The sequence below is a fragment of the Lelliottia nimipressuralis genome (assembly GCF_041464075.1).
Classification (GTDB): Bacteria; Pseudomonadota; Gammaproteobacteria; order Enterobacterales; family Enterobacteriaceae; genus Enterobacter; species Enterobacter nimipressuralis.
Map to the genome: position 1 here is coordinate 438,545 of NZ_CP167172.1, position 14,631 is coordinate 453,175.

Annotated in this window: 13 protein-coding genes; 7 read left to right on the plus strand and 6 right to left on the minus strand. The window is 56.0% G+C overall.

Annotation, left to right across the window (positions count from 1 at the left end; all coding sequences use genetic code 11):
• Positions 1-63: 63 nt before the first annotated feature.
• The 5 genes from ACB496_RS02105 to rlmB all read left to right on the plus strand — a co-directional run bounded on the left by ACB496_RS02105 (position 64) and on the right by rlmB (position 5,578).
• On the plus strand, positions 64-261 hold the full coding sequence (locus ACB496_RS02105; protein WP_095280484.1) for a DUF2065 domain-containing protein: 198 nt from the start codon (positions 64-66) through the stop codon (positions 259-261).
• Positions 262-363: 102 nt separating this feature from the next.
• Positions 364-1,662 (plus strand): adenylosuccinate synthase, encoded by a 1,299-nt coding sequence (locus ACB496_RS02110; RefSeq protein WP_100777893.1) that lies wholly within the window; start codon positions 364-366, stop codon positions 1,660-1,662.
• Positions 1,663-1,864: 202 nt separating this feature from the next.
• On the plus strand, positions 1,865-2,290 hold the full coding sequence (nsrR, locus tag ACB496_RS02115; RefSeq protein WP_100777892.1) for a nitric oxide-sensing transcriptional repressor NsrR: 426 nt from the start codon (positions 1,865-1,867) through the stop codon (positions 2,288-2,290).
• 38 nt (positions 2,291-2,328) lie between these two features.
• Positions 2,329-4,776, plus strand: coding sequence for a ribonuclease R (rnr, locus tag ACB496_RS02120; RefSeq protein ID WP_100777891.1), 2,448 nt, complete (start codon positions 2,329-2,331; stop codon positions 4,774-4,776).
• A 70-nt stretch (positions 4,777-4,846) separates the two neighbouring features.
• Positions 4,847-5,578, plus strand: coding sequence for a 23S rRNA (guanosine(2251)-2'-O)-methyltransferase RlmB (rlmB, locus tag ACB496_RS02125; RefSeq protein WP_095280487.1), 732 nt, complete (start codon positions 4,847-4,849; stop codon positions 5,576-5,578).
• 84 nt (positions 5,579-5,662) lie between these two features.
• Here rlmB and ACB496_RS02130 read toward each other — a convergent pair whose 3' ends face one another.
• Complete coding sequence (locus tag ACB496_RS02130; protein ID WP_181827213.1) at positions 5,663-6,952, minus strand: MFS transporter; 1,290 nt, start codon at positions 6,950-6,952, stop codon at positions 5,663-5,665.
• A gap of 191 nt (positions 6,953-7,143) precedes the next feature.
• Between ACB496_RS02130 and ACB496_RS02135 the strand changes: the two genes are divergently transcribed.
• Positions 7,144-8,766: an isovaleryl-CoA dehydrogenase gene (locus ACB496_RS02135; protein ID WP_371974232.1), complete on the plus strand. Its 1,623-nt coding sequence runs from the start codon at positions 7,144-7,146 to the stop codon at positions 8,764-8,766.
• Here the strand turns inward: ACB496_RS02135 and ACB496_RS02140 are convergent.
• From ACB496_RS02140 to bsmA, 3 genes are all read right to left on the minus strand, one after another.
• Entirely contained in the window at positions 8,763-10,694 is a 1,932-nt protein-coding gene (locus tag ACB496_RS02140; protein ID WP_100777888.1) for a methyl-accepting chemotaxis protein, read from the minus strand. The two genes, ACB496_RS02135 and ACB496_RS02140, sit on opposite strands and share 4 nt — an antisense overlap.
• A gap of 172 nt (positions 10,695-10,866) precedes the next feature.
• Entirely contained in the window at positions 10,867-11,154 is a 288-nt protein-coding gene (yjfN, locus tag ACB496_RS02145) for a DUF1471 family protease activator YjfN (protein ID WP_371974233.1), read from the minus strand.
• A gap of 136 nt (positions 11,155-11,290) precedes the next feature.
• Positions 11,291-11,620, minus strand: coding sequence for a biofilm peroxide resistance protein BsmA (bsmA, locus tag ACB496_RS02150; protein WP_100780773.1), 330 nt, complete (start codon positions 11,618-11,620; stop codon positions 11,291-11,293).
• Between the two features lie 138 nt (positions 11,621-11,758).
• Here bsmA and yjfP point away from each other — a divergent pair, with 138 nt between their 5' ends.
• The gene (gene yjfP, locus ACB496_RS02155; RefSeq protein ID WP_312155534.1) at positions 11,759-12,487 is read left to right on the plus strand and encodes an esterase; all 729 of its coding nucleotides are present in this window, start codon (positions 11,759-11,761) and stop codon (positions 12,485-12,487) included.
• Here yjfP and ulaR read toward each other — a convergent pair.
• Both ulaR and ulaG read right to left on the minus strand, forming a co-directional pair.
• Positions 12,484-13,239, minus strand: coding sequence for an HTH-type transcriptional regulator UlaR (ulaR, locus tag ACB496_RS02160; protein WP_100777885.1), 756 nt, complete (start codon positions 13,237-13,239; stop codon positions 12,484-12,486). The two genes, yjfP and ulaR, sit on opposite strands and share 4 nt — an antisense overlap.
• Positions 13,240-13,350: 111 nt before the next feature.
• On the minus strand, positions 13,351-14,415 hold the full coding sequence (ulaG, locus tag ACB496_RS02165) for an L-ascorbate 6-phosphate lactonase (RefSeq protein WP_107702393.1): 1,065 nt from the start codon (positions 14,413-14,415) through the stop codon (positions 13,351-13,353).
• Between the last annotated feature and the right edge of the window lie 216 nt (positions 14,416-14,631).

The window sequence follows — 14,631 nt, forward strand, 5'->3', positions numbered from 1 at the left end:
TCGTTTGAGTTATCAAACCACCGCTCTCAACGGAGCGGTGGTTTTCTTTTATCAGGAGCTAAAATGAATTCCACCATCTTGCTGGCGCTTGCTCTGGTTTTGGTGCTCGAAGGCCTTGGCCCGATGCTTTATCCGCGCGCCTGGCGCCGAATGATCGCCACCATGACCCAACTGCCGGATAATATTTTACGTCGTTTTGGCGGGGGTCTTGTGGTTGCAGGAGTGGTGATCTACTACATGTTGAGGAAAACGATTGGCTGATCAAAAAGTGGTCGGATTTGCATTATATTGAGGGCAAAAAGTGCTGTAACTCTGAAAAAGCGGTGGTAGAATCCATTTTTAAGCAATCGGTGATTTTGAAAAATGGGTAACAACGTTGTCGTACTGGGCACCCAATGGGGTGACGAAGGTAAAGGGAAGATTGTCGATCTTCTGACTGAACGTGCTAAATATGTTGTACGCTATCAGGGTGGTCACAACGCAGGCCATACTCTCGTAATCAACGGTGAAAAAACCGTCCTCCATCTTATTCCATCAGGCATTCTTCGTGAAAATGTGACCAGCATCATCGGTAACGGTGTTGTGCTGTCTCCTGCTGCGCTGATGAAAGAGATGAAAGGCCTGGAAGACCGTGGTATCCCGGTTCGTGAGCGTCTGCTGCTCTCCGAAGCCTGCCCGCTGATCCTCGACTATCACGTCGCACTGGACGTGGCGCGCGAAAAAGCACGTGGCGCGAAAGCTATCGGCACCACCGGCCGTGGTATCGGCCCTGCTTACGAAGATAAAGTCGCTCGTCGCGGTCTGCGCGTTGGCGACCTGTTCGACAAAGCCACCTTCGCTGAAAAACTGAAAGAAGTGATGGAATATCACAACTTCCAGCTGGTGAACTTCTACAAAGTAGACGCCGTTGACTACCAGAAAGTGCTGGATGATGTCATGGCGGTTGCTGACATCCTGACCGGTATGGTTGTGGATGTGTCTGACCTGCTGGACCAGGCGCGCAAACGTGGCGATTTCGTCATGTTCGAAGGCGCGCAGGGTACGCTGCTGGATATCGACCACGGTACCTATCCGTACGTGACCTCTTCTAACACCACCGCGGGTGGCGTGGCGACCGGCTCCGGCCTGGGTCCACGTTATGTGGATTACGTGCTGGGTATCATCAAAGCTTACTCCACTCGCGTGGGTGCAGGTCCGTTCCCGACTGAGCTGTTTGATGACATCGGCGAATTCCTGTGCAAGCAAGGTAACGAGTTTGGCGCGACCACCGGTCGTCGTCGTCGTACCGGCTGGCTGGATGCGGTTGCAGTGCGTCGCGCAGTGCAGATCAACTCCCTGTCTGGCTTCTGCCTGACCAAGCTGGACGTGCTGGACGGCCTGAAAGAAGTTAAAATCTGCGTGGGCTACCGTATGCCAGATGGCCGCGAAGTGACCACCACTCCGCTGGCCGCTGACGACTGGGAAGGCATCGAGCCGATTTACGAAACCATGCCAGGCTGGTCCGAAACCACCTTTGGTGTGAAAGAGCGTAGCGGTCTGCCGAAAGCCGCGCTGGACTACATCAAGCGTATTGAAGAACTGACCGAAGTGCCGATCGATATTATCTCTACCGGCCCTGACCGTACCGAAACGATGATTCTGCGCGACCCGTTCGACGCATAAACCTCGTTCTGCCTGGCGGCGCTACGCTTGCCAGGCCTACAAAACGCTTCTTAAGCCGGATAAGCAACGCGTATCCGGCTTTTTAGTTCCTCTTTCCCCCCTTTCAGTCAAATAAATTAGCCGCTAAGTATCTGGCTGGTTTATCATCAATAGTGAATATCTCTGCGGTTAGACCGCGTTTTTCCCTTTTCCTGAGGTTGATGTGCAGTTAACGAGTTTCACCGATTACGGCTTACGTGCGCTGATTTACATGGCGTCGTTGCCACAAGGACAGATGACCAGTATCTCTGAGGTGACAGAGGTGTACGGCGTGTCCCGTAATCATATGGTCAAAATAATCAATCAACTTAGCCGTGCGGGATACGTAACTGCCGTCCGCGGGAAAAACGGGGGGATTCGTCTCGGAAAACCTGCGCAGAGTATTCGTGTTGGAGATGTGGTACGTGAACTGGAGCCATTAACTCTGGTGAACTGCAGCAGCGACTTCTGCCACATCACCCCCGCTTGCCGCCTGAAAAAGGCGCTTTCTACGGCTGTGCAAAGTTTTCTCAAGGAACTGGATAACTACACGCTGGCCGATTTGGTTGAAGAGAATCAACCGCTATATAAATTATTGCTGGTGGAATGAAGAAAATTTCCACCGGAGCTGACAACGGAGGAACCGACATGTCACATGATCCTTTCCAGGAACGCGAAGCAGAAAAGTACGCGAATCCTATCCCAAGCCGCGAGTTCATTATCGAACACTTAACAAAACGCGAAAAGCCCGCCAATCGTGAAGAACTTGCCGTTGAATTAAACATTGAAGGCGAAGAGCAAATTGAAGCCCTTCGTCGCCGCCTGCGCGCCATGGAGCGTGATGGCCAGCTGGTCTTTACGCGTCGCCAGTGCTACGCGCTGCCGGAACGTCTCGACCTGCTCAAAGGCACCGTCATCGGCCATCGCGATGGTTTCGGCTTCCTGCGCGTCGAAGGCCGCAAAGACGACCTGTATCTGTCCTCTGAACAGATGAAGATGTGCATCCACGGCGATCAGATTCTGGCGCAGCCGTTAGGGGCTGACCGCAAGGGCCGCCGCGAAGCGCGCGTCGTTCGCGTGCTGGTACCTAAAACCAGCCAGATCGTCGGGCGTTACTTCACCGATGCAGGCGTGGGCTTTGTAGTGCCGGACGACAGCCGTCTGAGCTTCGACATTCTGATCCCGCCGGAAGAGGTGATGGGCGCACGCATGGGCTTTGTGGTGGTGGTTGAACTCACCCAGCGTCCAACGCGCCGCACCAAAGCGATTGGTAAGATCGTGGAAGTGCTGGGCGATAACATGGGCACCAGCATGGCCGTAGATATGGCGCTGCGTACGCATGAAATCCCTTACGTCTGGCCGGCTGCGGTTGAAAATCAGGTCAAAGATCTGAAAGAGCAGGTGCCGGAAGAGGCCAAAATTGGCCGCGTGGATCTGCGCGATCTGCCGCTGGTGACCATTGATGGCGAAGACGCCCGCGACTTCGATGACGCCGTCTTCTGCGAGAAAAAACGCGGCGGCGGCTGGCGTTTGTGGGTGGCGATTGCTGACGTCAGCTATTACGTCCGCCCCAACACCCCGCTGGACAGCGAAGCCCGCAGCCGTGGTACATCCGTGTACTTCCCGTCGCAGGTCGTTCCAATGCTGCCCGAAGTGCTCTCCAACGGGCTGTGCTCCCTGAACCCGCAGGTTGATCGTCTGTGTATGGTCTGTGAAATGACTATCTCCACCAAAGGGCGCTTAACCGGCTATAAATTCTATGAAGCGGTGATGAGCTCGCACGCGCGCCTGACGTACACCAAAGTCTGGCACATGCTGCAGGGTGACCAGGAGCTGCGCGAGCAATATGCGCCGCTGGTCAAACACATCGAAGAGCTGCACAACCTCTACAAAGTGCTGGACCAGGCGCGCGAGGAGCGCGGCGGGATCTCCTTTGAGAGCGAAGAGGCGAAGTTCATCTTCAACGCTGAGCGTCGTATCGAGCGTATCGAGCAGACGCAGCGTAACGATGCCCACAAACTGATTGAAGAGTGCATGATCCTGGCAAACATCTCGGCGGCGCGTTTCGTTGAGAAAGCCAAAGAGCCTGCGCTGTTCCGTATTCACGATAAACCGACCACCGAAGCGATCACCGCGTTCCGTTCGGTGCTGGCGGAGCTGGGCCTGGAGCTGCCGGGTGGCAGTAAACCAGAGCCGCGCGATTACGCCGAGCTGCTGGAGTCCATCAGCGATCGTCCGGATGCGGAAATGCTGCAAACCATGCTGCTGCGCTCCATGAAACAGGCGATTTACGATCCGGAAAACCGTGGTCACTTCGGCCTGGCGCTGCAGTCTTATGCGCACTTTACCTCGCCGATTCGTCGTTACCCGGATCTGTCACTGCACCGCGCCATTAAATATCTGCTGGCGCAAGAGCAGGGGCATAAGGGCAACACCACCGAAACGGGCGGCTACCACTATTCCATGGAAGAGATGCTCCAGCTTGGTCAGCACTGTTCCATGGCCGAACGTCGCGCCGACGAAGCAACGCGTGATGTGGCGGACTGGCTGAAGTGTGACTTCATGCTGGATCAGGTGGGCAATGTCTTTAAAGGCGTCATCGCCAGCGTCACCGGCTTTGGCTTCTTTGTGCGTCTCGACGAGCTGTTTATCGACGGCCTGGTCCACGTCTCCTCGCTGGATAACGATTACTACCGCTACGATCAGGTTGGTCAACGCCTGACGGGCGAATCCGGCGGCCAGACTTACCGTCTGGGCGATCGCGTGGAAGTGAAGGTGGAAGCCGTTAACATGGACGAACGTAAGATTGATTTCAGCCTGATCTCAAGCGAACGTGCTCCGCGTAACGTCGGCAAAACCGAGCGCGAAAAAGCGAAAAAAGGGTCGAATGGTAAAACCGGCGGCAGACGTCGTCAGGCGGGCAAAAAGGTGAACTTCGAGCCGGATGCCGCGTTCCGTGGTGATAAAGGCAAAGCAGCGCCAAAACCACCCAAAGCGAAGAAAGAGAAAGGCGCGAAAAAACCGTCCGCCAAGACCCAGAAAATAGCGGCCGCGACCAAAGCGAAGCGTGCTGCGAAGAAAAAAGTGGCGGAGTAACACTCCCTCACCCTTTGTCGGCCGGGCAAGCGTAGAATTGCCCGGCAAAAGCAATTAATGAGAACCATCAATGAGTGAAATGATTTACGGCATCCATGCGGTGCAGGCCCTGCTGGAGCGCGCTCCGGAGCGTTTTCAGGAAGTGTATATTCTGAAAGGCCGTGAGGATAAACGTCTGCTGCCGCTGATCCATGCGCTGGAAGCCCAGGGCGTGGTGATTCAGCTGGCGAGCCGCCAGTTCCTCGACGAAAAAAGCGAGGGTGCCGTTCACCAGGGCATTATCGCGCGTGCGAAACCGGGCCGTCAGTATCAGGAAAACGATCTGCCGGATCTGATCGCCCAGCTCGATAACCCGTTCTTCCTGATCCTCGACGGCGTGACCGATCCGCACAACCTCGGCGCGTGCCTGCGTAGCGCAGATGCGGCGGGCGTGCATGCGGTGATTGTGCCGCGCGACCGTTCTGCGCAGCTCAATGCTACGGCGAAGAAAGTCGCCTGTGGCGCGGCGGAAAACGTGCCGTTGATCCGCGTGACCAACCTGGCGCGCACCATGCGTCAGCTGCAGGAAGAGAACATCTGGATTGTCGGCACCGCTGGCGAAGCAGACCATACCCTTTATCAGAGCAAAATGACCGGCCGCATGGCGCTGGTGATGGGTGCTGAAGGGGAAGGGATGCGCCGTCTGACGCGCGAGCATTGCGACGAGCTGATCAGCATTCCGATGGCGGGCAGCGTCTCGTCTCTGAACGTGTCTGTGGCAACGGGTATTTGCCTGTTCGAAGCGGTGCGTCAGCGCGGGTGATTTTTTGTGCCCGGTAGCGCTTTGCCTACCGGGCCTACAAAAACGTCCAGGCCGGGTCAGGCGAAGCTGCCACCTGGCCGAAAACTACTCTTCTAAAGACCGCAAATGGTCATCTTTATTCAGCGTCATCAGCGCGACAATGCTCACCACCGCCGTCGCCATCACGTAATACGCTGGAATATCCAGATTCCCCGTCTGCTTGATCAACCCGGTGATAATCAACCCCGCGCAGCCAGAAAAAATGGCGTTAGACAGTGAATAGGCCAGACCCAGCCCGGTATAGCGCACGCGCGTCGGGAACATCTCCGACAGCATCGCAGGCCCTGGCCCCGCGAGCATCCCCACCAGACCGCCCGCAATTAACACCACAATCGCTTTCACCGCCAGGGTGCTGGATTCTGCCTGCAAAATTTTCAGCAGCGGCAGGGCGAGGATCAGCAGCAGCGCGGTCGCCATCACCATCACCGTGCGTCGCCCGATGCGGTCACTGAGGATTCCTGACGGGATAATCGTCAGCGCAAATCCGATATTCGAAATCACCGCAATCAGCAGCGCCTGGTTAAAGCCCGTGTGCAATGCGGATTGCAGATAGGTCGGCATGATCACCAGATAGGTATACCCGGCGGCTGACCAGACCATCACACGGCCAATCCCCATCACAATCGCTTTCAGCGTGGCAGCGGTGTGCGCTTCGGCGACCACCGGTTTTTCCTTTTGCTGCACAAAACTCGGCGTCTCTTCCATGCTGACGCGCAGCCACAGGGCGACCACGCCCATCGGCAGCGCGAGGAAGAACGGAATACGCCAGCCCCAGTCATGCAGCGCGTCCGGCGTCATCACGACCGAGAGCAGTGCGACGATGCCAGCGCCTGCCAGCAGCCCAAGTGCCACGGTAAAGGATTGCCACGCGCCGTAAAGCCCCCGTTTGCCGCGCGGGGCGAATTCGGTCATCAGCGACACGGCACCGCCGTACTCGCCGCCCGCAAACAGGCCCTGTAAAATGCGCAGCCCGGTAATGATCAGCGGTGCGGCAATGCCGATGCTGGCGTAAACCGGCACCATGCCGATAGCGGCCGTCGCGAGCGTCATCAGCACCAGCACGATAATCAGCGTCGGCTTACGGCCAATGCGGTCGCCGATGCGGCCAAAAACAACCGCGCCGAGCGGGCGGAAGAAGAACGCGATCGCAAATGAGGCGTAGGTGAGGATCAGGCTGGTCATCCCCGCTTCACCTTCCAGCTGGAAGAAGTTCTTCGCAATGACGGTCGCCATAAAACCGTATACCGCGAATTCATACCATTCGATGAAGTTGCCAATCGAACCTGCAATTAAAGCGCGCTTGTGCGCATCCGGCGCACGTTGGGAAGATTGCATAATGATTCTCTCTCGGAAGATGAGAATAAATTATTCAACAGAATGGCCGACGTGAAATAGTTTATTCTTATATTGTGTGACCTGTTTCACGAATGATTTCAATCAGATCGTCGCCTTGTGACCCGACTCCCATGCAGCCGTTGTGCAGTCTGTCCATACTTACCTTCATTGCCATTGAAGGAGGGAGACATATGCACTGGCAGACACACACGGTTTTCAATCAGCCTGTACCCCTGTCGAACAGCAATCTTTTTCTGTCCGATTGCGCGCTGCGTGAGGCGGTGGCACGCGAAGGGGCGGAGTGGGACAGCGAATTTCTCGCCAGCATCGGCCAGCAGCTCGGAACGGCGGAGTCGCTGGAGCTGGGCCGCCTCGCAAACGCCAATCCGCCGGAACTGTTACGTTACGATCCGCGCGGGGAGCGGCTGGACGATGTGCGCTTCCATCCGGCGTGGCATCTGCTGATGCAGGGGCTATGCGCTAATCGGGTCCACAATCTGGCGTGGGAGGAGGAGGTGCGTAAAGGGGCGTTTGTCGCCCGCGCCGTGCGGTTTGTGCTCCACGCGCAGGTTGAGGCCGGAACGCTTTGCCCCATCACCATGACCTTCGCCGCCACGCCGTTACTCCAGCAATCCCTTCCCAAACCCTTCCACGACTGGCTCTCGCCGCTGTTGAGCGATCGCTACGACCCGCATCTGGCGTCCGGCGCGCAAAAGCGTGGGCTGCTTATCGGTATGGGAATGACCGAAAAGCAGGGCGGGTCCGACGTGCTAAGCAACACCACGCGTGCAGAGAAGTGCGGCGACGGCAGCTATCGGCTGATAGGACATAAATGGTTTTTCTCTGTGCCGCAAAGCGATGCTCATCTGGTGCTGGCTCAGGCTCACGGTGGGCTGTCGTGCTTTTTCGTTCCGCGCATTCTGCCCGACGGGCAGCGTAACGCCGTCCGGCTGGAACGCCTGAAAGATAAGCTCGGTAACCGGTCGAACGCCAGCAGTGAGGTCGAGTTTATGAACGCCTCCGGTTGGCTTTTAGGTGAAGAGGGCGAAGGTGTGCGCCAGATCCTGAAGATGGGCGGCCTGACGCGCTTTGACTGTGCGCTGGGCAGCCACGGACTGATGCGCCGCGCGCTCTCGGTCGCGTTGTATCATGCCCATCAGCGGCAGACGTTTGGCAAAAACCTTATCGACCAGCCATTGATGCGCGATGTGCTGAGCCGGATGGCGCTCCAGCTCGAAGGGCAAACGGCGCTGCTGTTCCGCCTGGCGCGCGCCTGGGATCGTCGGGACGATCCGCAAGAATCTGCATGGGCGCGGCTCTTTACGCCCGCAGCGAAATTCAGCGTGTGCAAAGGCGGAATTCCCTTTGTCGCCGAGGCGATGGAAGTGCTGGGCGGTGCCGGGTATTGCGAAGAGAGCGAATTGCCGCGCCTGTACCGCGAAATGCCGGTGAACAGCATCTGGGAGGGGGCGGGCAACATCATGTGCCTGGATGTACTGCGGGTGCTGACGAAACATTCGGGCATTGTTGATGTGCTGCACGAAGACTTCGCGCAGGTGAAAGGTCAGGATCGTCATTTTGATCGTGGCTGGCGGCAGCTGCAGCAAAAACTGCGTAAACCGCAGGAGGCTCAGGGCCGGGAAATTACCCAGCAGCTCTTTTTGCTGGGTGCCGGGGCGCAGATGTTGCGACATGCCTCGCCGCCGGTGGCGCAAGCCTGGTGTCGCATGATGCTGGATCCCCGTGGCGGCTCACTGCTGAGCGAACAGGTGCAAAACGACCTGCTGCTACGCGCCACGGGGCGAGTCGGTTAACCCTTCAGGCGGAACAGGCTCACCAGCTCGGTCAGGTGTGAGCCTTTCTCGCGCAGCGTGTGTGCGGTTTGCTCGCTGCGCGATACGCGGTCGGCGTTAATATGTGTCGCTTCGCCGATGTGGGTCATCGCCAGATTGACCTGACGGATCCCCGCCGACTGCTCGTGCGAGGCGTGGTTAATCTCCGTGACCAGCTGGTTGATGTTATCGATATGCACGATGATCGAGTCCATCGCCTGCCGGGTTTGCTCGGACAGCTGGTGGCCCTCGCTTACCTTTTTCAGCGTGTCGCCGATAAGTTGCTCGATCTCTTTAACGGCGTTTGCACTGCGCGCGGCCAGCGCCCGGACCTCCTGCGCCACCACCGCAAAACCTTTGCCGTGTTCACCGGCGCGTGCGGCTTCTACCGCGGCGTTCAGCGCCAGAATATTGGTCTGGAACGCGATGGACTCAATCACGCGGGTGATATCCTCGATACGTTTCGATGCGTCGCGAATATCATCCATGGTGGCGACAGCGTTACCGACCGTTTCCCCGCCGTGATGAACAGCGCGCGATGTTTCCCGTACCAGCTGCTGCGTTTGTTCCATGTTCGCCGCATTTTGCTGCACGGTGGCGGCCAGTTGCTCCATGCTCGCGGAGGTTTCTTCAACGCTGCTGGCCTGTTTGTTGATCTGCCCGGAGATTTCGCCCGCATCGGCTGCCAGCGCGTTGGTGCCAAGGTGAATCTCACCTGCGGCTTCGCGCACCTGGTGCACGATTTGCTGAAGCCCGCCGCCGATGCCGTTAATCGCGCCGATCAGCTGCCCCACTTCATCCTGACGGCTGACGGGCAGTTCGGCGCGCAGATCGCCTGCGGCGTACTGGCGGGCAAGGTGAATCACATCGCGCAGAGGGCGGGTTAACCAGCGGCGAATGATAATGACAAACGCGGCAGCGAACAGCGCCGAGAGCACGACGCCTGCCAGCAGGAAGCGGTCACGTAAGGCGTTGACGTTCGCCAGCAGTACAGATTTATCCACTTCACCGACAATCGTCCAGTTCCAGCCCGGCAGCGGCGTATAGGCCATTTTCAGCGTGCGGCCATCGTCGCTGATGCGCTCGACGGTGCCCTCTTTTCCGCTCAACAGTTGCTGCTGGAGTGCGCTATCCCATTTTGGCAGTTGGCCCTCTTCGCTGGCGTGGAACAGATACTGCCCGCGTGTTTTGCCGTTGCTGCGATCCAGGACGTAAAAGTGGCCACTGTCGCCCAGGCGGCGATTGAGAATTTTATCGCGCATCACATTCCAGGAATGGCTGATATCTACGCCGACAAACACGATCGCAATCACCTGACCGCTCGCATCTTTAACCGGCTGGTACTGCGTGATGTAGCGCTTGCCAAACAGCAGGGCCAGGCCGCGATAGACGTCGCCTTTGGTGACGGCGTTGAAGGCGGCGCTGGAGTTGTCCAGAACGGTACCGATCGCACGTTCGCCGTTCTCTTTGCGCAGGGAGGTTGCCACGCGTACAAAGTCGTTGCCGCTGCGGACAAACAAGGTTGAGATCGCCCCGGTACGACTCAGAAAGTCGTCGGAGAAGCTGTTGTTTTCATGCAGTTCGGTATCGCCGCCTTTCAGCAAGGGGGCGTTTTGACCATTGATGGCGCGTAGCTGACCGGGATCGATGCTGAGCGGCTGGGGCAGAAAGGTGCCGAAGAGTTTAGTGTAACTCTCAACTTCTTCACTCAGGCTGGTATTAAACATCTGCACCATATCCACGATGCCGGTGGACTGGTTATGAAGATCTTCCACCGCCAGTGCTTCCAGCTGTTGGCTGGCTTTATGGCTCAGAAGAAAAGTGAACAGCAGAAAGAGCGTTGCGACACTCACGCCGGTAAGTAACGATAGCTTTGCGCCAAGGCCTGAACGGCGGAAAAAGTTGATCATAAATTGCTCATTGTTGAAAAGGTATGGCAGTTCAACGGCAGAGCGGAGCTAACATTTATCAACTTTATGTAACAAAATGTTACATTGATGTCTCTGTTTGGTAGCGCTAAAGATAATAGATGGGTAAAAATACAAAAGCCACTAAAATTAAGTGGCTTTTATCGGGGGCGTGTCAGGCGTAAAGAATAGCCTGTACTCGCCACTGGTCGGCGTATCGGTCTTCCTGCATCTGGACAATGCGATACCACGAAGCACCCTGCTCATCCGCTTTAAATGCAATCACACGTTCCACGTCTTGCGGGCTCCCTGAAATGTTACTCACGGAGATAAGGCCAATTTCATTTAAGCCTGTGACACAATCAGCGCTGGCAAATTCGGCTGACTGCGCGGTTGTGCTCATCAGCCCCGCTGAGAGCAGCAGTGAGGTCAAAGCAAGAGATCGTTTCATTGTCAGCTCCATTTCACATGTCTCCGGTATCCGCCGGGCAATCCTTCGCAAATAAACTCACTTCCATTGTCACAGGCATGGAGTTTATTGTGGACAGGAAAACGTCTATGGACGCAAAGCAGTGTAAATGTCGTTTAAATCCTGACAGTTATTTGCGATACAAAATGGCTTGCGAGTACCACTGTCCGGTAATAATGGTTTCATCCACCATAATAATGACGTAGTAATCTGCTTTTGCGGCGACAGCTTTCGCTTTTATTGCATCCTCCGCATCTGCCGGTGAGCCACGAACCAGCACACTGACGGTACCCATACGTTGTAATCCTTCGGTCTGATTACGACGAATTTCCTGAGGATAACTGGTGGCGGCCGGGGCGGGCTGTGGTGTTCCTTCCAGCACGCTACAGCTTGTTAACAGCAGCACCAGCAATAAAGCAGCGAACCTGCGCATAACCATATCTCGTTTCCTGATAGCCATAGTGTAGATGTCTGCGAATTTCATTTTGGGGGAATGTTCCCAAACTGTTATCTGTGACGTCATTTTCGAATGAAAATATCGTGAAAGCGTAATCCAGTTCTCAAGATTATGAATCACCCATTAGAAAGAGGATCGACGATGATTGAACTTAAGACACAGCGGCTTGGCGACCATGAAATTCTACACGCTTTCCCGGCGGGATTAAGTGAGCAACCTTTACCCGTTATTATTTTTTATCATGGGTTTACCTCATCAAAACTGGTTTACAGCTATTTTGCCGTCGCGCTGGCGCAGGCGGGTTTTCGCGTGGTGATGCCTGATGCACCCGAGCACGGGGCGCGATTTACGGGTGATGAACAGGCGCGGTTAGGGCAGTTCTGGCAAATATTACACGGCAGTTTGACGGAGTTCGCTGGGCTTCGCGATGCGCTTTATGCGGCGGGGCTGGTGGCCGATGAACGTCTTGCCGTCGCGGGGGCGTCGATGGGCGGGATGACCGCGCTGGGCATTATGGCGCGCCACCCGGAGGTAAAATGCGTAGCGAGCCTGATGGGGTCGGGATACTTTACCTCTCTGTCGCAGACTCTCTTTCCGCCACAGGCGCAGGACGTTGAAAGCGTTCTGACAACCCTCGCGGAGTGGGACGTGACACACGCCTTACCGCGTCTGGCAGACCGCCCTTTGCTGCTCTGGCACGGCGAAGCAGACGATATTGTGCCTGCCGCCGAGACATTCCGATTACAGCAGGCGTTGTTGCGTGAGGGGCTGGATAAAAACCTGACCTGCCTGTGGGAAGCCGGTGTGGGCCATCGCATCACGCCCACGGCGCTGGATGCCACGACCGGTTTTTTCCAAAAGCATCTCTAAACGCGAAGGATGGTGACACCCAGATCCTCAAGTTTTTGCAGGATCTGAGGGTTAGCGTTTTTGCCGGTGATCACCATGTCGATCTGTTCTGCCCGGCTGAACAGCATGCCGGCGCGCTCGCCTACTTTGCTGCTGTCGACCAGTACCACCAGTTTTCCGACAACGTTTAGCATATTCTGCTCCGCCATCGCCGTCAGCATATCGGTTTTGTACAGCCCGTCGGCAGTCAGGCCCTTACCGCTGGTAAACATCCAGTGCCCGGCATACAGGCTGTTTTCGCTATCCTGTGGGCTGAGGGTGATGGACTGACTCTTGTTGTACTGGCCGCCCATGATCACTACGCTTTCATGCTCCTGGTCGATCAGGTAATTGGCCAGCGGCAGATAGTTCGTGATGATTTGCACCGGTTTCCCGCACATCTCGCGGCCCAGTAAAAAGGCCGTGGAGCCGCAGTTGATCACCACGCTTTCCCCTGGATTCACCAGCTGCGAAGCCGCCCGCGCAATACGCACTTTTTCATCATGATTCTGCGCCTGATGGATATTCATCGGCGTCCAGCGCGGTCGCTGCTGGCTGATCGCCTCGGCACCGTTGCGTACTTTTTTGAGCTTCCCGCTCTCATCCAGTTTGTTGATATCACGCCGCGCCGTGGCTGGGGAGATCGCCAGGCGATCAATCACTTGTTCGACGGTGACAAAGCCGGTTTGCGCCAGGAGTTCCAGTAAAATTTGATGCCGTTGCGCTTCCGTCATGAGCTATTCCGAAATAAATTGATTTTAAAAGATGATATTTGAAATAGCCTGAAAATACTAAGCAAATGAGAGAATTGCCAGGCGACTCGCCTGGCAACCTGAGTTCCGCCACTACAGGAACGATTTGAACGGCAGATCGGGTTCTATCGTGAAGCAGTCATCGAAACCACGCGGGTAGTGGTACTCGAAATTATCTTTATCCAGCGGCCAGGTAAATTTGCCGCCGACCTGCCAGATAAACGGTTTGAAGCCATACTTCAGACGATCTTTTTTCATTTCCCACAGGACGCGGATCTCCTGTGGATCGGCCTGGAAGTTTGACCAGATATCGTGGTGGAATGGGATCACGACTTTGGTGTTGAGCGCTTCCGCCATGCGCAGCATATCGGCGCTGGTCATTTTGTCGGTGATACCGCGCGGGTTTTCCCCGTACGATCCCAGCGCTACGTCGATGTGATGCTCGTTGCCGTGCTTCGCATAGTAGTTGGAGTAGTGCGAATCGCCGCTGTGATAGAGCGATCCGCCAGGTGTTTTGAACAGGTAGTTCACCGCGCGCTCGTCCATGCCGTCCGGCAGCACGCCAGCCGCTTTTTGGTCGGCAGGCAGAGTAATCAATGCGGTACGGTCAAAGGCGTCGAGGGCATGGATCTCAATGTCTTTGATTTTCACCACGTCGCCGGGCTTCATCACGATGCAGCGCTCTTTTGGCACGCCCCAGCCCATCCACAGATCCACGCAGGTTTGTGGCCCAATAAAGGGCACATCGTCGGCGCAGTTTTGCATGACCGCTGCTGCTACGTTCACGTCGATATGATCGTTGTGATCGTGGGTTGAGAGCACGGCATCGATCTGACGAATCGCGAACGGATCCAGCACAAACGGCGTGGTGCGCAGGTTCGGCTGCAATTTTTTCACGCCAGCCATGCGCTGCATCTGATGGCCTGCTTTCATCAGCGGATTGCCATGGCTCTGCTTGCCCGTCCCGCACCAGAAATCGACACAGATGTTTGCGCCGCCCTCCGATTTCAGCCAAATCCCGGTGCAACCCAGCCACCACATTGCAAAGGTGCCCGGTGCGACCTGTTCCTGCTCGATCTCTTCATTCAGCCAGCTACCCCATTCCGGGAAAGTGCTCAGAATCCATGATTCGCGGGTGATGGATTTTACTTTACTCATCGTTTGACTCCCTGTTTCAATCATAATTAATCACAATGTGACGTGTTGTGATTTATGTTGTCACCATTAAATCAGCTTTGCAATGGTGATTTTACTGATTGATGGATCGGGTATGGGGGTCTTGAGCGGGTGCGCAAACAGGTTTAATTGTTAGCTTATTGAGTTAATTGTATAAATTCAAAGAAAAAATTGTTGATGGTGAATGCTGAATGAAAA